This is a genomic window from Aeromonas sp. 602200, from assembly GCF_049173895.1.
In the GTDB taxonomy this organism is placed as follows: domain Bacteria; phylum Pseudomonadota; class Gammaproteobacteria; order Enterobacterales; family Aeromonadaceae; genus Aeromonas; species Aeromonas veronii_A.
Map to the genome: position 1 here is coordinate 146,820 of NZ_JAAKSL010000004.1, position 19,011 is coordinate 165,830.

19 protein-coding genes are annotated in these 19,011 nt (G+C 59.5%); 4 read left to right on the plus strand and 15 right to left on the minus strand.

Features of this window, described 5'->3' with window-relative positions; all coding sequences use genetic code 11:
* Position 1: 1 nt before the first annotated feature.
* Genes G5221_RS07520 through G5221_RS07535 form a run of 4 tightly spaced genes read right to left on the minus strand, consistent with a single transcriptional unit; the run spans position 2 to position 3,738 of the window.
* On the minus strand, positions 2-871 hold the full coding sequence (locus G5221_RS07520) for an SDR family oxidoreductase (RefSeq protein WP_421263039.1): 870 nt from the start codon (positions 869-871) through the stop codon (positions 2-4).
* Between the two features lie 34 nt (positions 872-905).
* Positions 906-1,559, minus strand: coding sequence for a TenA family transcriptional regulator (locus G5221_RS07525; RefSeq protein ID WP_266134327.1), 654 nt, complete (start codon positions 1,557-1,559; stop codon positions 906-908).
* Positions 1,556-3,067, minus strand: a complete 1,512-nt coding sequence (locus G5221_RS07530; protein WP_266134326.1) for an AMP-dependent synthetase/ligase — start codon at positions 3,065-3,067, stop codon at positions 1,556-1,558. Before G5221_RS07530 ends, G5221_RS07525 begins: the two co-directional genes overlap by 4 nt.
* The gene (locus G5221_RS07535; RefSeq protein ID WP_266134325.1) at positions 3,064-3,738 is read right to left on the minus strand and encodes a thermostable hemolysin; all 675 of its coding nucleotides are present in this window, start codon (positions 3,736-3,738) and stop codon (positions 3,064-3,066) included. The genes G5221_RS07530 and G5221_RS07535 overlap by 4 nt, the downstream gene beginning before the upstream one ends.
* Positions 3,739-3,882: 144 nt before the next feature.
* Between G5221_RS07535 and G5221_RS07540 the strand changes: the two genes are divergently transcribed.
* The gene (locus tag G5221_RS07540; protein ID WP_266134324.1) at positions 3,883-4,530 is read left to right on the plus strand and encodes a class I SAM-dependent methyltransferase; all 648 of its coding nucleotides are present in this window, start codon (positions 3,883-3,885) and stop codon (positions 4,528-4,530) included.
* Between the two features lie 39 nt (positions 4,531-4,569).
* On the opposite strand, the gene G5221_RS07545 is transcribed toward G5221_RS07540, so the two are convergent.
* Positions 4,570-5,958: an NAD(P)/FAD-dependent oxidoreductase gene (locus G5221_RS07545; protein WP_266134323.1), complete on the minus strand. Its 1,389-nt coding sequence runs from the start codon at positions 5,956-5,958 to the stop codon at positions 4,570-4,572.
* Between the two features lie 28 nt (positions 5,959-5,986).
* On the minus strand, positions 5,987-6,910 hold the full coding sequence (locus tag G5221_RS07550; RefSeq protein ID WP_266134322.1) for an ABC transporter six-transmembrane domain-containing protein: 924 nt from the start codon (positions 6,908-6,910) through the stop codon (positions 5,987-5,989).
* A 107-nt stretch (positions 6,911-7,017) separates the two neighbouring features.
* Here G5221_RS07550 and G5221_RS07555 point away from each other — a divergent pair, with 107 nt between their 5' ends.
* From G5221_RS07555 to G5221_RS07565, 3 genes are all read left to right on the plus strand, one after another.
* On the plus strand, positions 7,018-7,611 hold the full coding sequence (locus G5221_RS07555; RefSeq protein WP_151286109.1) for a TetR/AcrR family transcriptional regulator: 594 nt from the start codon (positions 7,018-7,020) through the stop codon (positions 7,609-7,611).
* A 108-nt stretch (positions 7,612-7,719) separates the two neighbouring features.
* The gene (locus G5221_RS07560) at positions 7,720-8,946 is read left to right on the plus strand and encodes a winged helix-turn-helix domain-containing protein (RefSeq protein WP_266134321.1); all 1,227 of its coding nucleotides are present in this window, start codon (positions 7,720-7,722) and stop codon (positions 8,944-8,946) included.
* Positions 8,947-9,037: 91 nt separating this feature from the next.
* Positions 9,038-9,787: a substrate-binding periplasmic protein gene (locus G5221_RS07565; RefSeq protein ID WP_103250772.1), complete on the plus strand. Its 750-nt coding sequence runs from the start codon at positions 9,038-9,040 to the stop codon at positions 9,785-9,787.
* A gap of 89 nt (positions 9,788-9,876) precedes the next feature.
* Here the strand turns inward: G5221_RS07565 and G5221_RS07570 are convergent, their stop codons facing one another.
* From G5221_RS07570 to G5221_RS07610, 9 genes are all read right to left on the minus strand, one after another.
* Positions 9,877-11,001 (minus strand): M20 family metallopeptidase, encoded by a 1,125-nt coding sequence (locus G5221_RS07570; RefSeq protein ID WP_421263040.1) that lies wholly within the window; start codon positions 10,999-11,001, stop codon positions 9,877-9,879.
* A 34-nt stretch (positions 11,002-11,035) separates the two neighbouring features.
* Positions 11,036-11,503, minus strand: coding sequence for a YjiG family protein (locus G5221_RS07575; protein WP_005335063.1), 468 nt, complete (start codon positions 11,501-11,503; stop codon positions 11,036-11,038).
* Entirely contained in the window at positions 11,500-12,228 is a 729-nt protein-coding gene (locus tag G5221_RS07580; RefSeq protein WP_416244634.1) for a nucleoside recognition domain-containing protein, read from the minus strand. The genes G5221_RS07575 and G5221_RS07580 overlap by 4 nt, the downstream gene beginning before the upstream one ends.
* Positions 12,229-12,479: 251 nt before the next feature.
* Positions 12,480-12,836, minus strand: a complete 357-nt coding sequence (frdD, locus tag G5221_RS07585) for a fumarate reductase subunit FrdD (protein ID WP_040066869.1) — start codon at positions 12,834-12,836, stop codon at positions 12,480-12,482.
* Between the two features lie 10 nt (positions 12,837-12,846).
* Complete coding sequence (locus tag G5221_RS07590; RefSeq protein WP_005335058.1) at positions 12,847-13,245, minus strand: hypothetical protein; 399 nt, start codon at positions 13,243-13,245, stop codon at positions 12,847-12,849.
* 16 nt (positions 13,246-13,261) lie between these two features.
* Positions 13,262-13,996 (minus strand): succinate dehydrogenase/fumarate reductase iron-sulfur subunit, encoded by a 735-nt coding sequence (locus G5221_RS07595; protein ID WP_005335057.1) that lies wholly within the window; start codon positions 13,994-13,996, stop codon positions 13,262-13,264.
* A complete protein-coding gene (frdA, locus tag G5221_RS07600) occupies positions 13,989-15,773 on the minus strand; it encodes a fumarate reductase (quinol) flavoprotein subunit (RefSeq protein WP_047437968.1) in 1,785 nt (594 codons plus the stop codon). The genes G5221_RS07595 and frdA overlap by 8 nt, the downstream gene beginning before the upstream one ends.
* Positions 15,774-16,282: 509 nt before the next feature.
* Complete coding sequence (locus G5221_RS07605) at positions 16,283-18,160, minus strand: methyl-accepting chemotaxis protein (RefSeq protein ID WP_266134319.1); 1,878 nt, start codon at positions 18,158-18,160, stop codon at positions 16,283-16,285.
* 158 nt (positions 18,161-18,318) lie between these two features.
* Positions 18,319-18,996: a glycerophosphodiester phosphodiesterase gene (locus G5221_RS07610; RefSeq protein WP_421263041.1), complete on the minus strand. Its 678-nt coding sequence runs from the start codon at positions 18,994-18,996 to the stop codon at positions 18,319-18,321.
* Positions 18,997-19,011: the final 15 nt, after the last annotated feature.

Genomic DNA, 19,011 nt, shown 5'->3' on the forward strand with positions numbered 1-19,011 from the left:
ATTAATGCTCCTTCTTGGTCGGGATCGGGCGGGACAAGTCTGGTTGTGGCGCACTGTTTGCGCCGGCATCAGTCGTCCCTGGCTGAAGATGACGGGCATAACGTTTGATGATCGGCAGCTGTCTGGCCAGCGCCTTGTCGACGATGCCGGGCAGCAGGGCATTGAGCCGCACGAACAGCTTTTCCGGCCAGCCGAGCCAGCTGCGGCTGGTTTCGTTGCACAGGGCGATGACCGCCTCTTCGGCCACCTCCTGCGGGCTGTCGGTTTGGGTGCCGAGCGCCGCATTCATCTCGTAGGCAGCCTCGGAGTTGAGTTTGGTGCGGGTGGCGCGAGGGGCAAAGTGCAGCACCTTGATGCCGCTCCCCTCCAGCTCCCGTCCCAGCGCTTCGCTAAAGCCGCGCAGGGCAAATTTGCTGGCGCAGTAGACGCTGTAACCGGGGTAGCCGATGCTGCCCAGGCTCGAGCCCATGTTCATGATGATCCCCGGCTTGCGCATGGTTGGCAGCAGGGCACGGGTGAGCTGGATGGGCGCCTCGATATTGAGCAGCAGCTGGCGCTCCACCTGCTCAAAGCTCTGATCTTCCAGCCAGGCAAACTGGTTGCAGCCAGCGTTGTTGATCAGGATGTCGATCCCATGCTCCAGCGCCGGGTGTTGCAACAGCTTGGCCCGCTCCTGTGCAGAGCCGAGGTCGGCGAGCACCACCTGATGGCGCTCGGGATGAGGCAGTGACTTGCACAGCCGCTCCAGTGCCGGGCCGCGACGTCCGTGCAGCAGCAGGCGGGCCCCCTGGGCGGCCAGCTCCTGTGCCAGCTCCTCACCTATGCCACCGCTGGCGCCGGTGAGCAGCACGAGTTTCCCTTCAAGGTTCATGGTATGGATTCCCTTTTTGCTGTCTGCTGCCGACTTACGGTGTGGCGGTGAGGTTGTAGAGCATCTCGCCATAGAGGCGGTAGACCACCTTGGCCCCGTGGATGATGGCGGCCTGATCCGCCGGACTCTCGACCCGATCCATCAAGGATTCAAAGAACTTGAGGTGCTCCTGATCCAGGGCGCCGTGGGAACTCAGGTAGCTCATCGCCTGGGGTGGCAGGCCGAGACCCTTTTTCAGCTGATCAGCGACGGTGAGGGCGATGGCCACGCTGGTGCCTTCCAGTACCTGCACCATGCCGAAGAAACCCATGGGGTTGCCGCGCTGGATCTGGTCGTAGAGGAAGGCGACCATCAGCTCGATGGGTAGCCCCGGCTGGCCGTGGCGCACCGCCTCGGCATCGCCGCCACAGGCGCGGATATCGTTGAGGATCCACTCCTGATGGCCATACTCCTCGTCGATGTACTCGGCAATGGCGCCGCGCACCCACTCGTACTCCTGACCCAGCTTGCCGCCGGTGGCCATCAGCAGTGGAACTGTGTGGCGCACGTGGTAGTAAGCCTGCGCCAGAAAGGCGAGATAGGTGTCACGGCTGATATCGCCATGGCGACAGGCTTCGATGATGGGGGCGTTGAACAGATGCTCACGCTCACTGGCAGTGGCTTGTTGCAGAGTCTGATAGAAGCTCATGACGATTCTCCTGTAAGGCATTGGCTGATTTGCCGGGAAAAGTGTTGGTAAATCTCGTTGCGACGGGGGCGCCCGTTGGCGGTCAGCAGGCCGGGATGTTGATCCAGCGCCACCGGCAACCAGTGGTGCAGCCGGGCATAATCGGGCAGCCGCTGGTTCAGGCCTGCGATCTGGCGTGGCAGATCCGCCTCTTTCCCCGGCAGGGGCTGGATCAGCGCCACGTTGGCGGGTTGACCATCGCCAAAGACCACGATGCGTGCGATGGCAGGGCAGAGCTGGGCCTCGGCTTCCACCCACTCTGGCGAGAAGTTGCGGCCAAAGGCGGTGATCTGGACATTCTTCTTGCGCCCGGTGATATGGAGGTAGCCCTCATCATCGAGATGACCCAGATCGCCTGTGGCGATCTGCATGGCAGAAGGTTCGCCGGTGGCGATCTGTTCGGGAGTCGGTGCGTTGCTGCCGAGATAGCCCAGCATGGCACTGCCGCTCACCATAATTTCGCCGTCGCTGGCGATGGTGACCTGACAGTGGGGCAGGGGGCGGCCGACGCTGCCGGGCTTGTCAGCATCCGGGCTGTTGAGCGCCACCACGGAGCCGCACTCCGAGAGGCCATATCCCTCATACACCGGCAGGCCGAGCTGGCGGGCATGTTTGATCAGGTCTGGGGCTACCTTGCCGCCACCGACGGCAATAAAGCGCAGGCTCTTGAGCTGCTGGGCCAGCGTCGGTGTGCTGGTGCAGAGCGCCAGCAGCAGGCGCAGCAGTTCGGGCACCAGCACCAGACTGTGGGTCGGCCAGCGCAGCAGCGCCTCCTCCAGCATGGCTGGATTGAGCGAACTGGATCCGGTGAAACCGAGCTCCCCGAGGGACGGAATGCGGCTGCAGGCGCCGGTCAGCAGTGGCACATAGAGGCCGGTGATGTTCTCAAGCAGGGTGGCCAGCGGTAGCAGGGTGAGGTGTTTTTCCACCTTGGCTGGCGCGACCCGCTCGGCCAGCGCATGGCTCACCGCCATCATCTGGGTCAGTGACAGGCAGACGCCCTTGGGCTGGCCCGTGGTACCGGAGGTGTAGGTGATCTTGGCGGTGCCCTTGGGCAGCGCCGGTCGATTGGCCGGGGTATGGCGCCAGAGCGGCACTGTTTGTTCAACATGAGGGCCGGTGATCAGCGAGATCGGCTCGGCGGCGTGCCACCCCTGATGATATGGCCCCACCAGCGCATCGGCGCCGCTGCTCTCCAGCAACCAGGCCTGCTGGGCCTGACTGAAGAAGTGTGGCACCGGGATCACCACGATACCGGCGCGGGTGCAGGCGAGATCCAGCAGCGCCCAGGGCAGGCCGTTGTCCAGTTGCAGCGCCAGACGGCTGATGTCGAGCTGTTGCAGCTGGCTGGCCAGATGCTGGATCTGTTGCCACAGGGTCTGGTAATCGAGACGCTGCTGGCTGCTCAGCAGCGCAGGGGATTGCGGATTCTCGCGGGCATGTTTGGCGATGGCGTCGAACAGGCTCATTGGGCGCACCTTTTTTGATGGGGCTGGTTATCACTGCTCTTGCTGGCATCCTCAAACAGGGTCGGCATGGGGGCCAGCAGATTGAGCAGCAGGCTGCTCTGGGCCAGCACCTCGCGCCCCTGATTGATGTCACCCACCATCACCTTGGGTTGGCAACGGTAGTACTCACCCCAGGCATCGGCGTCGGCTCCCACCTGATAGGCCTGTGCGGGGGCCAGCTCCACCGGATTGAGTTGCAGGCGGGCAAAGCTGTTGCGCAGCTTGGCTGTGCCGGTAAAGACCACGTAGTCGAGGGCGTTTTCACATAGCAGACGACAGAGGGCCGCGAACATCAGGCGGGCATTGCCCGGTTCGCTGCAGGCCAGATTCCCCACTTCGATAATGCGGTTGCGTGCCGGATAGACCCCGAGGCGGGTGTTGATGGCGGCCTCGATGGGTTGCTCCAGATACTGTTCCAGATAGAGAGGCCCCTCACTGGCATGATTGAGACCACAGGCACCGACCAGCGTCCCGTCCGCCCGATAGAGCCCCAGCAGACAGGGGAGGAAATGGGGGATGCGGGCGTTGAACTCGAGGGTGTAGGCGGCCTGGATATAGGTTTGCAGCGCCATGACCTGCTGCGGGGACTTGGCTAGCAGCAATCGGTAGGGGGCCTGGATCTCGATGGTCATGGGGGACTCCTTCTCTTGCGATGGTTTGAGAGTAAAAGGGCAAACTTAAGAAACCCTTAAGGAGCAAAAAAAGTTGTCAGCGAGGCAGCGGGCAGGCAATCTGCGCCGCTGTTATCCAACAGGAAGCCCCCAAGAGGAACCGCCATGTCATCCACCGTCAGCTGCCCCCTGTGTGCCAGCCATCGCAGTTATCCCCTGCCGGTGGCGGGCAAGCGCTATCATCGCTGCCTCGCGTGCGAGCTGGTCTGGCTGGATGAGGCGGATCATCTGGATGAGGCGGCGGAGAAGGCGGTTTATGACGGTCACGACAATCGGGTGGATGATCCCCGTTATCGCACTTTTCTGATGCGGGCATTTGGTGAGGTACTAGCGCGAGTGCCGCTACCTGCCAGTGGTCTCGATTTTGGCTGCGGTCCCGGCCCTGCGCTGGTGGCGATGGGGCGTGAGGCGGGTTACGACATGGTTGGATATGACAAGTTCTATGCCGACTTTCCCGAGTTGCTGACGCGTCAGTATGACTTCATCACCAGTACCGAGGTGATCGAGCATATTGCTGAGCCGCGCACGGTGCTGGCGCAGTTGTGGGATTGCCTCAAGCCCGGCGGCCTGCTGGTGCTGCAGACCCAGCGGGTGCTCGGTGACGAGCGGTTTAAAAACTGGCGCTATCGCCACGACCCGACCCACATCGTCTTCTTTGCCGAGGCATCGTTTCAGGTGCTGGCCGCTCGCTGGCAGGCCGAGCTCAGCTTCCCCCACGCCGATGTGGCGGTATTGCAGAAAGGCACGCCCTGAGGCGTCCCTTCGTCTGTTACTCGTCGGGTTCGCCCGGCGCTACTCCTTGTAGCCCTTGTCCTGCCACTGGTAGTACATCAGGGCAGATTTGACGCCAATTGACTTGAACGGCTCTGGCGGCAGCCACATCGGCAGACTCTGCTCCGCGTGGTTGAACCAGGGGTGCTCCTTGCCTTGATAGAGGCTGGCCACGATGTCGCCAAACAGGAAGGAGAGATTGATGCCGTGGCCGTTGTAGCCGAGGGCGTAGTAGATGTTGTTGTGATCCCCCATTACCCCCACCGCTTCGGTGTTGTCGCCGGTCATGCCGAGAACCCCGTCCCACACCTGTTCAAATTTGATCCCCTTGAGGGCCGGATAGAGGGTCACCAGCTCGGTCATCATCATTTCGCTGACCCGGTTAAGATCGCCCTTGTAGTTGAGGCCGTCGTTGAAGACGTACTCGGCATTGCCGCCACCGATGACGATGCGGTTATCCGGGGTCAACACCAGATGGAACAGGATGTTGCGGGTGTCGTAGTAGGGCACCCGACTCTGCCATTGGATGGCGGCCAGCTGTTTTTTGGTAAGCGGCTCGGTGACGGCGCTCTGGGCGTGCACCGGAAAGACCCGGCCGCTGAAGTAGCCAAGTTTTGAGGTATAGCCGTTGGTCGCCAGCACTATGCTGTCGGCGGTCACCTTGTACTTGTCGGCTACATTGAGCTCGATCTGCTTGCCCTCCTTGATCCCCATTACCGGGCTCTGCTCGTAGATGGTGACGCCCGCCTGCTCCACCGCCTTGCGCAGGGCATTGACCAGCTTCATGGCGTGTACCTGACCGCCATTGGGGTCGTAGACCGCCCCCGCGTAGCGGTCGGTGCCGAGCTTCTCTTCGGTGGTATCGGCGTTCCAGTACTGGAGCGGGATGCCGAGGCGATTGGCGGTTTTCACATAGTCGCGGTACTCGGCGATATCCTCCTCATCGAGGATTGCCTCCACATAGCCATCGAGCTTGAGGTCGGCCTCGACGCCGGTTGAGGCGACCAGCGCCTGCAGCTTGCGCATGCTGGCGACGGTGAGATCGTAGTGGCGCTTGCTCGCCTCCCCCTCCTCGTAGAGATCCATCACCTCGGAGCCCGGCAATACCATGCCGCCGTTGCGGCCCGAGGCACCACTGCCCACCTGCTTGGCCTCGAAGATGGCGATCTTGAGCGACGGGTTGGCCTTGGCCAGATGCCAGGCGCTGGAGAGGCCGCTGTAGCCGCCACCTATGATGGCGATATCGACCTTCAGGTCTTGCGCCAGCGGGGCACTCTCCTCTGCCGGTTTCTCCTTGAACCAGTAGCTGGTGTTGGGCTCAAAGTCGCTCATCTTGGGGCCGCAGGCGGCGAGGAAGAAACAGCTGATGCACATGGTCAACGCTCGTTGGCAAAGGGTGGTCGGATTCATCTTCTACTCCGGTTGCAGATACAAAATATCAAATCATTTCATCGGGTTGGGCGGTGTTGACCCGGCGACCTATGTCTCTCAGCCGGGCCAGCTGATCGGCAAGGCCGGGCCCCTCATCCAGGCTGGTGACAAAGTTCCAGAGGTAGGTCATCACAGCATAGACATGGCCTGCCGAGACCTGGGGCTGGGCCATCAGCATGGTGATGGCCAGCAGGAACAGCAGGGAGGCGCTGATGCCGACCGCCAGAAAGGCGAGTGCCTCCCGATCCGAAATCCGGATGCGGATCCAGGCCAGCGCGCGGTAGTGGCGGGCGAGGCTGGCTGATTGGGCATGGGTGACCAGTTTGACCTCGTGTTCCAGCCGATCGTTGAGCCGCTCGTGCAGCAGCTGGTTCTTGCGCGAAAAGCCGGGCAGCAGCAGGCCGAACAGCAGCAATACCCCCATGCAAGCGATGCCGACCCAGAACTCGATCACCATCAGCATCACGGCCGCCCCGACGATGGAGATCAGGCTGGTGGCCAGGATCGGGATATGTTTCTCGAAGAAGTCGACAAACTCCCGCGCCAGGGTGACCCGCGCCACTATGGTGGATTGCCCCTCCTGCTGCTGGCGCTGGGTCAGGATCACCGGCACCGCCAGTGCCGCATAGATATGGGTAAAGGTGCGGGTATCGACCGCCCGGCGCAGGGCGCCGATGAGCCAGAACAGCAGCACGATCAGGGCGTAGCTTGAAGCCTGCCACCACTGGCCTTTGACGATGGCGTCGATGGCAAAGCCGGCGAATAGGGGATAGACCACCAGCAGGATGTTTTCGAGGGCCACCAGCGAGAAGGTGCCCGCTAGCTTGAGGGGATTGGCCCGCGCAATCGCCCCCAGCGAACGACCGGCCGAGTGTGGCAACGGCGTGGCCTGCTCGTCGCAACTGGCTGCCGAAGTGGTTGGTGTTGTCATGGGTTATCTCCTAAGATGTCGGAAACGCTAAGTTTGAGCGAGCGCTCAAAGTTTGTTTGAGCGACTGCTCAAAGTCAAGCAGATCGATTGATATTGCAGGAGGTCAGATGGCACGCCCATCAGCAGAACAGCGCAAAGAGATGATCATCGAGGCCGTACTGGCCCTGTTTCGAGAGAAGGGGATGGCGGCATCGTCAACCCGTGATATTGCCGAGCGCACCGGTCTGGCGCGCAGCCACGTCTACCACTACTTCAAGGATTGGAAGGAGCTCTGCCTCTGCGCCGTGGAGCGTTTCACCAGTCAGGAGATAGCCGAGCAGCGGGAGTGGCTGTTGCCGCTGCCAGCCCGCGAAGCGTTGCCGCTCTTTGTGCGGGACAACCTGCCGACCAGTCAGGATGCCTCCTGGGCCATCTATCTGGATGCCTGGAACGAGTCACTGCGCGACCCGGTATTTGCCGAGAGCTACCGCAAAATCATTCTGGCGTGGCGCGAGGTGCTGGAGCAGATCCTGCAAAAGGGGATCGACAGCGGCGAGTTTGTGGCGGGCGATGCCCGGCGACTGGCGCGTCAGATCACCTCCCTCATCAACGGCTATGCTGATGACCTTATTCTGGAGCCGACACCCGAGACGGTCGAGGCCACTTATCAAGAGATCATGCTGGTGGTTAATCAGCTGGTCTTGCCCCCGGCCCACTCATAGCGGCGCAGGCAAAAAAAGGGTGGGGAGGCATGCCAGCGTGGGGCCTCCCCCGGTGTTGTTGGCCATCCGCCGGGCGTGCGATGGTCAGATTCCAGGGAGCGGTTGTTGATGTCGATTACCCATTTGTCACTGCAAGATGCCCGTCATCTGCAACTGGCGGCGCAGGGGCTGCTTGCCCCCCGTCGCAGCAAGGCGACCACGGCCGATCTGCTGGCCACCATTCGCCGCATGGCGCTGCTGCAGATCGATACTATTTCGGTGGTGGCCCGCAGCCCCTATCTGGTGCTTTTTAGCCGCCTTGGCCAGTATGAACCGCGTTGGCTGGAGCAGCTGTTGGCTGACGGCGAGATCTTCGAATATTGGGCCCACGAGGCCTGCTTTGTGCCCCGCGAGGATTACCGGCTGCTGCGCCACCGGATGCTCGACCCCGCCACCATGGGCTGGAAGTTTTCGGCCAACTGGCTCGCCACCCATCAGCAGGAGATTGGCCAGCTTATCGAGCGCATTCGCCAGCACGGCCCGGTACGGGCGGCTGATTTTGAGCGCAAAGAGGGGAAGGGCAATGGCTGGTGGGACTGGAAGCCGGAGAAGCGCCATCTGGAGGTGCTCTTTACCACTGGTCAGCTGATGGTACGGGAGCGGCGCAACTTTCAGCGGGTCTATGATCTCGCCGAACGGGTGCTCCCCGAGTGGAGCGACCAGCGGGATCTGCCGAGCGTCGAGCAGGCCCAACGGGATATGGTGCGCGCCAGCTGCCGGGCGCTGGGGCTGGTCAAAACCGGCTGGGTTGCGGACTACTACCGGCTGCGGCGCGGCAAATATGACGCCCTGCTCCATCAGCTGGCGGACGAGGGGGAACTGCTGCCGGTACGGGTAGACGGGTGGCAGCACGGCGCTTTTGTGCACGCCTCGCTGGCCGATGAGCTGGCAAGGGCGCAGGCGGGCACCCTCAAGGCAACCCATACCACCGCCTTGTCGCCGTTCGACCCGCTGGTGTGGGATCGCAAGCGGGCCAAGGATCTGTTCAACTTCGACTATCGCATCGAGTGCTACACCCCTGCCCCCAAGCGCCAATACGGCTACTTCGTGTTGCCCTTGTTGCATCGTGGCAAGCTGGTGGGCAGAATGGATGCCAAGGCTCATCGCCAGCAGGGGATCTTCGAGATCAAGAGCCTCTATCTGGAAGCCGGGGTGAGAGTGACCCGCACGCTTGCACAGGATCTGGCGAAAGCCCTGCAAAAGCTGGCTGACTGGCACCAGACACCGCAGCTCCGTTATGGTGCCATTCCGGCCAATTTGCTGGCGTTGTGGCATGAAAGCGCCCCCGCAAAGTGAGATCTATCCCTTCTGGGCTAAGCTGCAAGAGGGATAAACAGTTCGGGAGCGGGAGATGAAACGAGCAGGAACATGGTGGGCGGGATTGGCGATGGCCATTTTGTCCCCTGCGTTATGGGGGCAAGAGCCGCCAGTGAAGATTTGCCTGGGGGAGGGCAACGAGTGGGCCCCCTTTACCTACTGGGAGCGCAAGGACGGGGTGCCCGATACCAGCCGCCTGACCGGTTCTGCGACGACGCTGGTGCTCGATGCCCTGCAACAGAGCGGGCTCTCGCACCAGATCCGCTATCTGCCCTGGGCACGGGTGCAGCAGGAGCTGGCGGATTATCGCCAGAATGGTCTGTGCGAGCTGACCTGGGATGCCAGCTACAAGCCGGAGCGGGCCGAGTTTGCCTTCTACAGCGTTCCCCTCTACTACACCCACCTCGGTTTCTTCTATCTCAAGCGCCGCTACCCCGAACCGCCGGATCTGCAGACGGTCAATCGATCCCGGGTGTGCGGGGTGATTGGCTACAACTACACCCCCTACGGGCTTGCGCAGGAGCCACGCCGGGTCAAACAGTTGCAGCAGGCGCTCGACATGCTGGAGCGGGATCGCTGCGACTTTCTGCCAAGCGAAATCGAACCTCTGGTGGCAGGCATCAGCCTTGGCATCTACCGCAGCGAGAGCGGGTTGCTCAATCTCGCCCTGCCCAGCCGCAAGGGCTTCTATCTGCTGGTGAGCAAGGGCTCCCCCCGCGGCCACCAGCTGGTGAACATCCTCAATCAGTCGCTGGTGGCATTTCAGGAAGGGGGGCATACGGATGAGGTGATGCGCCGCTTCTTGCCGCCGATGGAGTAATAGCGAAGGGGGGCTGTCATTCAGGAGGAGCAGATGGACAGAGGGCCAGCTGGTGCAAACCGGCTGGCCCTTTTCTACGCGAGAGGCTGTCAGGCCGCCAGACGGGTCAGTACCTTCACCAGCAGCTCGATGCGCGGGCCAATGCTGGCCAGATCGAGATACTCCTCGTCACTGTGGAAACCGGCACCAATGGGGCCCAGACCATCCAGAGTGGGGATACCGAGGGCGGCGGTCAGGTTGGCATCGGAGCCGCCCCCCACCTCTTGCCAGCTGATCGGCAGCCCCAGTTCGGCGCCACACTCCTCCACCAGTTGCATCAGTGCCTGGGTGCCCTCTGACGGCACCATGGCCGGTTTGTGGGCCTCGCGGGTCAGCTGGATGGTGACACCATCCAGATGCGGCCGCTCGGCCAGGGTCAGCAGATGATCGTCGATCTGGTGGTACTCCTGATTGTCCCAGAAGCGGACGTCCACCACGGCGCTGGCATGTGCCGGCACTATGTTGGCGCCATTGCCCCCCTCGACAATGCCGATGTTGAGGGTGGTGCCGCTCTCGATGTTGGTCAGGGCGTTGATGGCCAGGATCCAGTGGCCCAGCTCGGTGATGGCGCTGCGCCCCTTCTGCGGTTCGTTGCCCGCGTGAGCCGCCTTGCCGGTGAAGTCGATGCGATAACGGGCCATCCCCTTGCGTGCCTTGACCAGCGAGCCATCGGCGCGGGCCGCTTCGGCCACCAGCACCTGTTTCGCCTGTTTGGCCACCGCTGCCAGCCAGTCACTGGAGTGGAGGGAGCCGATCTCCTCGTCCGGGTTCATGCAGACGCAGATGCTCAGGCGATCGCGCACCTCGCGGGGCAGTTCACGCAGGGCATAGACGATGTTGAGCAGGCCGGATTTCATGTCGGAGACACCGGGGCCGTAAGCGCGCTTGCCATCGACGCTCATCGGGCGGGCGGCGGCGGTGCCGAGGGGGAAGACGGTATCCATATGGCCGATCAGCATTACATCGATCTGCGCCGCATCAGGCTGGTTGCGGATCTCCAGTCCCACACCGGCTGCGCCACAGTCGACCCGCTTGATCTGCCAGCCGCCCATCGCCTCATATTTGGCCGCCATCAGGTCGGCCACTGCCGCAATGCCCGGTTGGTGCAGGGATCCGCAATCCAGATTGATCAGCGGGGCCAGTTCGGTCAGGTATTGATCCAGAGAAAAAGTCATCGGTTGCTCCACTTGTGTGGTTGTACGAAAAGGGTCAGAGAAGGATGTTCATCACTAGCATGGCGCCGAAGGCGTTGAGCACTGAGATGGCGACCATGATGGGGATGTAACGCCCTTCGGTGCCGATGCAGCCGAGGATGCGGCCCATGTACTGCACCTGGGAGCCCATCAGGTAGATGGCTGGCGCCAGAATGGCGATGTGAGTGCCGTTGAGGATGCCCTGATCGAACAGGGTGATGACCACACCGACCGCGCCGCCCATCGACATCCAGGCGCCGATCAGCACGGCTGCCGCCTCACCGGGCAACCCGAAGATGGCCATGACAGGGGAGAAGATGGCGCCCATGGCATCCAGCGCGCCGGTGATCTGCAGCGCCTTGATGATGACGAAGGCCATCAGTACGTTGGGTACGGTGGAGGTGGTGGCGATGACCCAGCCCTTCTTGGCCCCTTCGACGAAGATATCGGTGACGATGGGTTTCTTGATGTTGGCCTGGCTCATTTGGCTTGCTCCTGAGTGTTGAGAGTCTGCTGGGTGTTGTTATCGGTCTGCTTGCCTTCGCTCATATTGAGGTAGACCCGGAACAGGTTGGCCCCGAAAAATTTGAAGGCGAACATCACGATGACAGCCAGACCGATGGAGGAGCTGACCGCCGGGCTGCCATCGGCCAGGGTCAGGGTGAACAGCACGGCGCCGGAGGAGAAGAAGTTGACGATGGTGGCACCAGCGGAGAACTGGAACATGGTGAACACGTCGGTTTCACGCTTGGTGATGAGCCCTTCATCCTTGAGCTGACGAGTCATGGCGGCACCGGCATCTGTGCTCTGCAGGGAGGCGATCAGTGCCAGACCGGTATTACCGGGGATCCCCATCAGCGGACGCAGCAGCGGGGTCAGCAACTTGCGGGCCGCTTCCAACGCGCCGTAGTGTTCCAGCACATTGATCATACCGAGGGCAAACATCACGGTGGGGATCAGGGTCAGGGCAAACAAAAAGCCATCGCGAGCGCCGTTGCCTCCCTTGCCGCGCATGTCGGTCATGGCGGTCTTGATGCCGTCACCATTCTCGCTGACGCTCTGGACCATGGTACCGAACGAACCGTTTAGCGTGGTGAAATCGAATACCCCGTACCACTCGCCGGATTGCAACAGTCCGGAGAAGAAGACCACGGCGAAGGCCAGTGCCAGGTAACTGCCTATGCTCACCGAGCGTGTTTTGTCTGTCATTAGCTAGCTCCATATGAATAATCATTTAATCTGAATAATTATAATTGATATGGATGTCACTAAATTGATGGTGGTCAAAATGGTTTGCTACAAATGACGAATGTATTGGTGTTATGTGACTGTGATCGCCATATGATTGGACGATAATCTGGTTTTTCTCGAATTGTTTGAGTGAATAAAAAGCAGGGGCGGGATAGCGGGGCAAAAAAAACCGGGCACTAGGCCCGGTTTGGTCAATCAGTCAGATGTGATTACTGGAGTACCAGCACCATCAGCAGGCCGACGGTAATGGCAGATACCAGGAAGGCAAAGCCATAGAACACATAGTGGTGCAGCTTGGTGGTGTGGATCCCCAGATCGTGCAGACCGTGGTAGATACGGTGCATACCGTGCCAGACTGGCAGGGCGATGATCACCAGCAGGATGCAGGCACCCCACCAGGAGCTGGCGAACGCGTGCACACGGTCATAGCTCATGGTTTCCACGTCCATGATGCCCATGGGCACCAGCAGACCGGTGATGAGGACAATGACCGGCAGCAGCATGGCAACGACCATGCCACCCGCACCAAACAGACCCCAGTAAATTGGTTCGTCAGAACGTCTCATTGTTTTCTCCTCAGGCCACGATGATCAGGACAAGCAGGGACACCACCGCCAGCGCCACATACTGGGCGAGAACGATCGGCTTCTCCGGTACCAGGTCTTCACCACGGAAGATACGCATGGCTTTCGGCGCCAGGGCGAACCAGGTTTTGGCATGGAACAGGCACGCCGCCAGAGCGACGACATGGAACAGGATAGCGATCGGGCTTTGCAGGGATTCCAGCCAGCCGTTGAACGCTTCCTGACCCTGAACCAGGCGCATCAGACCCCACATCAGCACAACGGCGTAGATGGAGACGAAGATACTGGTGCCTTCACGGATCATGTAACCGGTGTAGAAGGCGTTCTTCAGCCACCAGTCTTTCTTCATTTCGCGGACGTAAGGTTTACGTTTGCTATCAGTGTTGTTCATGGTCTCAATCCTGCTCTCAATCTGGCTTGAACATGGCGATCATGTAGTCCTTGGCGCTTTCGACCTTGCCAAGCTGGATGGCCGCTGCCGGATCGACGCCCTTCGGGCACACTTCGGAGCAGTAGCCCACGAAGGTACAACCCCAGACGCCTTCGTCCTGGCTGATGATGCGCATACGCTCTTTGGCACCAGCATCACGGTTATCGACGTTGTAGCGATAGGCCAGAGCCAGTGCCGCCGGACCGGTGAACTTCTTGTTGATGCCGTACTGCGGGCAAGCCGCGTAGCAGAGACCACAGTTGATGCACTGGGAGAACTGCTTGTACTGCGCCATCTGGGCCGGAGTCTGGATGTACTCGCCATCACACAGGCTGCGCGGCTCGCTCGGGATGATGTAGGGCTTGATGCTCTCCAGCTTCTCGATGAAGTCGGACATGTCGACCACCAGATCGCGCTCGATCGGGAAGTTGTTGAGCGGCTCGACGGTCATCTTGCCCGGCAGGTAGTCGCGCAGGAAGGCCTTGCAACCCAGCTTGGGCACACCGTTGACCATCATGCCGCAAGAGCCGCAGATCGCCATTCGGCAAGACCAGCGGAAGCTCAGGGTAGAGTCCAGGTGATCCTTGATGTACTGCAGGGCGTCCAGCAGAGACATCTCTCTCTGGTATGGCACCTGGAAGGTTTGCATCCAGGGCTCGTTATCCTGTTCCGGACGGTAGCGCAGGATCTCAATTTCAATCATCTCAGCCATTCTTCTTAGCCTCGTCTTGTTTCTCACCCTCGGAGCCGTACACGCGTTTTGCCGGCTGGGACTTAGTGATCTTCACATCGGAGTAATCGATGGAGGGCGTTTCGCCATTTTTGTAGAACGAGAGCGTGTGCTTGAGGAAGTTCACGTCATCGCGCTCTTCGTAACCATCCAGACGCTGGTGGGAACCGCGGGACTCTTTACGATTGATGGCGGAGTGCGCCATGGCTTCAGCCACGTCCAGCATGTAACCCAGTTCGATGGCGTACAGCAGATCGGTGTTGAAGACAGAGGACTTGTCGTTGATCTTGACCTTCTTGTAACGGGCTTTCAGCTCGTTGATTTTGTCGATGGTGCCCTGCATCAGCTCTTCGGTACGGTAGATACCGACACCGGCTTCCATTGACATGCCCAGCTCGTTGCGGATATCGGCCGGGTTTTCGGTACCGTCTATGTCCATCAGGGAGAGGTGCTGCTTGATGAGCGCCTCGGCCTTGGCGGCCAGCGCTTCGGTATTGCCATGCTTCTGAGTCTTGGCAAATTCACCTGCCTGCTCACCGGCCAGCTTGCCGAATACCACGATCTCGGACAGGGAGTTGGAACCCAGACGGTTGGCACCGTGCAGACCGACGGAGGCACATTCGCCCGCGGCGTAGAGGCCGGGCAGACGGGTGGCACACTTGTTGTCAGTCTCGATACCACCCATGGTGTAGTGGGCAGTCGGACGTACCGGGATAGGCTCTTTGGCCGGATCCACGTTGACGTAGGCTTTGGCCAGTTCGCAGATGAACGGCAGACGCTCTTTCAGGTACTTCTCGCCAAGGTGACGCAGGTCGAGGTGAACCACATCGCCCATCGGGCCCTGAATGACGCGGCCTTTCTGCTGCTCTTGCCAGAATGCCTGGGAAACACGGTCGCGCGGACCCAGCTCCATGTATTTGCTCTTCGGCTGGCCGATCGGGGTTTCCGGGCCCAAGCCGTAGTCTTGCAAGTAGCGGTAGCCATCCTTGTTCAGCAGGACGCCACCCTCACCACGACAACCTTCGGTCATCAGGATGCCGGTGCCCGGCAGACCGGTCGGGTGATATTGGACGAACTCCATATCACGCAGCGGTACGCCGTGACGGTAGGCCAGTGCCATGCCGTCGCCGGTGACGATGCCACCGTTGGTGTTGTAGCGATAGACACGGCCAGCGCCGCCGGTTGCCACGATCACGGATTTGGCCTGGATGAAGCGGGTGATACCGTTCTGGATGTCGAAGGTCAGTACGCCCTGAACGCGGCCGTCGTCCACGATCAGATCAAGACAGAAATGCTCGTCGAAGCGCTTGATGCTCGGGTATTTGACGGAGGTCTGGAACAGGGTGTGCAGAATATGGAAACCGGACTTGTCTGCGGCGAACCAGGTACGGGGAACCTTCATGCCACCAAACGGACGCACGTTGGCTTTGCCATCCGGCTTGCGGCTCCAGGGGCAACCCCAGTGTTCCAGCTGGATCATCTCTTTGGTCGCGTTGTTGACGAAGTATTCCACTACGTCCTGCTCGCACAGCCAGTCACCACCGGAGACGGTGTCGTTGAAGTGGTTTTCGAGGGAGTCGTCATCACGGACGACACCGGCGGCGCCGCCTTCGGCAGCAACTGTGTGGCTGCGCATCGGGTAAACCTTGGAAATCAGGGCGATGTCCAGGTCTGGCTGTGATTCGGCTATAGCGATAGCGGCGCGTAAGCCGGTACCGCCAGCACCGATGATGGCCACATCGGTCTTGATAATATCCACATCTGCCTCCTTAGGGATAGATTTGCTGGGCACGATTTTGCTCTATGAAAAAAATTCAGGCTTGATGCAAGTCAAACTGCTAGGTTTTATTCCCTTTTTATTGGTTATTTTTCTATAAAACACCCAAATCCCTGGATGAAAATGTCGTTATTATCGTCATTTTTTGGTGTTACTGAGCAGTTGAACACCTAGCTACGAGTACTTTAACTTCTGGATTGTACGTAGTTTTCTTTCAATAAAATGCGAATCACCTCTCTTTTTAGGTACTCGCGAAAAAAATTTTAAGTTTTTTATTGTAATTTTTTAATGAGAATTATTGGCATTTACTTGTTCGGATAGAAATAGTTAATCCGAAATGCTGCGGTGACCACGGCGGTGATCTGATAATCCCAGACGAATCACAAGGATTTCAAGGCGGGGTATTTGGCGGGTAATGTGAGATTACTCACTGAAAATTAAGCGCTATTTAGAAAAATAAAAGGGGCCTGTACGGCCCCTTTTGCTCATACTCAAATGCGGAACATGCCGACCTGATTGCTCAGTTCACCCGAAATATTTTTAAGTTGTTCAGAGAGATGGCGTGAGCTGTCTGCATCCACTGCCAGTTCGTCCGAGACATCTTTCACCGCCTGAATGTTGCGGCTGACCTCGTCGGTCACCGCTCGTTGCTCTTCCGCCGCGCTGGATATCTGGGTCGCCATGTCGGAGATCTGATTGATGGAGGAGGTGATCTGTTCCAGCGCCTGGGTGGCGTTGTTGGCATCATCCACGCTGTTCTGGGCCAGCAGCTGTCCTTCATGCATGGTGCTGACTGCCCCCTGGGTATTGCGCTGCAGGGTCTCGATCATGCTGCGGATCTCGACGGTGGAGCTATGGGTACGCTGTGACAGCACCCGCACTTCGTCTGCCACCACAGCGAAACCCCGGCCCTGTTCGCCTGCACGGGCTGCTTCGATAGCTGCGTTGAGTGCCAGCAGGTTGGTCTGTTCGGCGATGCCCTGAATGGTGGAGAGGATGGTGTTGATCTCCTGAGCGTTTTTCTCCAGTTCCTGAATGATGTTGGAGGCCTGTTCCACCTGGGTGGCCAGATCGGTGATGGAGCGCTGGTTGCGGGCGATCACCTGCTTGCCATGTTCGCAACTGCTGCTAGAAGAGCGGGCTGCTTCGGCGGTCTGTTCGGCGTTGCTTGCCACTTCAACGGCTGTGGCCGACATCTCGTGTACTGCAGTAGCGATCTGGGAGATTTCGTTTTGCTGACGTGCCAGCCCCTGATTCGCCTTCTCCGCCATGCTGTGGGAGGATTTGGCCTGCTGATTAAGCTGGGTCGAGGAGTTGGAGATATCCTGCACCATCACATGGATCCGGTCGATGAAGGTGTTGACGTGCTTGGCAACCGCGCCCACCTCGTCTTCCCGCTCGATCTTGATGCGGCGGGTCAGATCACCGTTGCCGCGTGAGAGATCGGCAATCGCTTCGCCCAGGGTTTTCAGGGGTGCCAGTGAACCATTGATGGCGACATAGGAGAAGCCAGCCACGATCAGTATGGTGATAAGCCCCTGGATGAGGGAGGAGGTGACCATGCTGCGCACCGACTGATAGGCGGTCTCCTCATCCACCATCATGCCGTAATACCAGTTGGTATTGGGGATTGCGTTGAAGTCAAAGACCTCTTTCTTGCCACTGATCACCAGCTCGTTGATCATGCCGTCATGGGCGATCTGGTTGATGTAAGAAGCGGTCAATTCAGGGGCCAGTGCGGTGGCAGACTTGAGACTCAACGAGGCATCCGGGTGGGCGATGATGGTGCCATTACTGTCTACCAGAATGGCGTAGGTGCCCTCGGTAGTGACTGCCAGAATATCCGAGATAAGGGCGCTGATGGATACGTCACCGGCGATGACGCCCTGAGTGTTGCCGCGCTGGAACGGCTCGGCAATGGTGACAATCAGTTGTCCGGTAGAGATATCCGCATAAGGGGCAGTAATGACCAGTTTGCCAGCTGCCATCGCATCCTTGTACCAGGGGCGTTGACGGGGGTCATAACCGGCAGGGAGGTTGGTGGGCTTGCTCTGGATCATCTTGCCATCGGCAGTACCGGCATAGACCAGGTCGAATCCACCTGCATTCATGGATTGGGCCAGATGGCTGATGGGTTCATCCTCTTTGGTGAAAGCCTCCTTGGTGGTGCTGACGATGGCGATACGGGAGTCAACCCAGCGGGAGATCCCCTTGACGTTGGCCATGGAGCTTTCGTCGATGATATTCCAGACCAGCCGCTGGGTTTCGCTGCGCAGTTGCGAGGTGTTGTACCAGACCTGTATCCCGGTGATCACCAGAATGATGACCCCGATAGCCAGGACCAGCTTGTTTTTAATCGATAAGTTCATAGTTACATCCTTGTGAGCGTCAGTCTGAGTGTGTGGAAACTGGTTATTGTTATGTGCCTGTTCTTATCGGCTGAAGTTGAACTCTTTGTATCCCGATCAGCTATTTAAAGTTAGTGCCTAAATCAGAGCTTATCCATATGTGTATCCTTGTCAGGTGGCTACAGGAAACGATCTGGACGATTGGTGAAGATTCCATCGACCCCCATGCTGGCTAGTTTTTCATAATCTTCATGATAATCAACGGTATAAACTAGAACCCTTAATCCGCGTTGATGTGCATCTTCCACCAGTATCCGGTCGACAAAATCCACGTCGCAGTTAAGTGACCAGGCCCCCAGCTCATCAGCAAACAGCGCCAGGTTGAGTGGCAGATTGGCGGTCAGGGCGCCGAGGCGGATATCGGGCCGCAAGGCGGCAAATCGGGCCAGCTCCGGGTGATGGAAGGACGAAACCACCCACTGCTCTGGGGTAAAACCAAGCTCGGCCTCTGCCCTTCGGGTCAGGGATGCCACCGCGTCAGCGGTATCGGCACCCTTGAGCTCGATATGCAGCTCGCAGTGTCCGGCGATAATCTCCATCACTTGCCACAGGGTCGGGATCACCTCTCCCTCACCGGCATCGAGTTGCTCCAGATAGGCTCGTGATTGTTCAGTCAGCACCCCCTTGCCGTTGGTACAACGCTCCAGCCTCCGATCGTGAAATACCCATAACTCGTCATCTGCTGCCTGTACATCCAGTTCGATGGCACTGACTCCCAGCGTCAGTGCTTTTGCCATCGCCTTGAGGGTGTTTTCCGGTGCCAGACCGCTGGCACCACGGTGGGCAATAATTTGCATGTTCTGCTCCTTGTA

Coding starts and splice junctions, on each gene's coding strand:
- G5221_RS07520 (WP_421263039.1), bottom strand. CDS start 871: ATGAACCTTGAAGGGAAACTCGTGCTGCTCACCGGCGCCAGCGGTGGC.
- G5221_RS07525 (WP_266134327.1), bottom strand. CDS start 1,559: ATGAGCTTCTATCAGACTCTGCAACAAGCCACTGCCAGTGAGCGTGAG.
- G5221_RS07530 (WP_266134326.1), bottom strand. CDS start 3,067: ATGAGCCTGTTCGACGCCATCGCCAAACATGCCCGCGAGAATCCGCAA.
- G5221_RS07535 (WP_266134325.1), bottom strand. CDS start 3,738: ATGACCATCGAGATCCAGGCCCCCTACCGATTGCTGCTAGCCAAGTCC.
- G5221_RS07540 (WP_266134324.1), top strand. CDS start 3,883: ATGTCATCCACCGTCAGCTGCCCCCTGTGTGCCAGCCATCGCAGTTAT.
- G5221_RS07545 (WP_266134323.1), bottom strand. CDS start 5,958: ATGAATCCGACCACCCTTTGCCAACGAGCGTTGACCATGTGCATCAGC.
- G5221_RS07550 (WP_266134322.1), bottom strand. CDS start 6,910: ATGACAACACCAACCACTTCGGCAGCCAGTTGCGACGAGCAGGCCACG.
- G5221_RS07555 (WP_151286109.1), top strand. CDS start 7,018: ATGGCACGCCCATCAGCAGAACAGCGCAAAGAGATGATCATCGAGGCC.
- G5221_RS07560 (WP_266134321.1), top strand. CDS start 7,720: ATGTCGATTACCCATTTGTCACTGCAAGATGCCCGTCATCTGCAACTG.
- G5221_RS07565 (WP_103250772.1), top strand. CDS start 9,038: ATGGCCATTTTGTCCCCTGCGTTATGGGGGCAAGAGCCGCCAGTGAAG.
- G5221_RS07570 (WP_421263040.1), bottom strand. CDS start 11,001: ATGACTTTTTCTCTGGATCAATACCTGACCGAACTGGCCCCGCTGATC.
- G5221_RS07575 (WP_005335063.1), bottom strand. CDS start 11,503: ATGAGCCAGGCCAACATCAAGAAACCCATCGTCACCGATATCTTCGTC.
- G5221_RS07580 (WP_416244634.1), bottom strand. CDS start 12,228: ATGACAGACAAAACACGCTCGGTGAGCATAGGCAGTTACCTGGCACTG.
- frdD (WP_040066869.1), bottom strand. CDS start 12,836: ATGAGACGTTCTGACGAACCAATTTACTGGGGTCTGTTTGGTGCGGGT.
- G5221_RS07590 (WP_005335058.1), bottom strand. CDS start 13,245: ATGAACAACACTGATAGCAAACGTAAACCTTACGTCCGCGAAATGAAG.
- G5221_RS07595 (WP_005335057.1), bottom strand. CDS start 13,996: ATGGCTGAGATGATTGAAATTGAGATCCTGCGCTACCGTCCGGAACAG.
- G5221_RS07605 (WP_266134319.1), bottom strand. CDS start 18,160: ATGAACTTATCGATTAAAAACAAGCTGGTCCTGGCTATCGGGGTCATC.
- G5221_RS07610 (WP_421263041.1), bottom strand. CDS start 18,996: ATGCAAATTATTGCCCACCGTGGTGCCAGCGGTCTGGCACCGGAAAAC.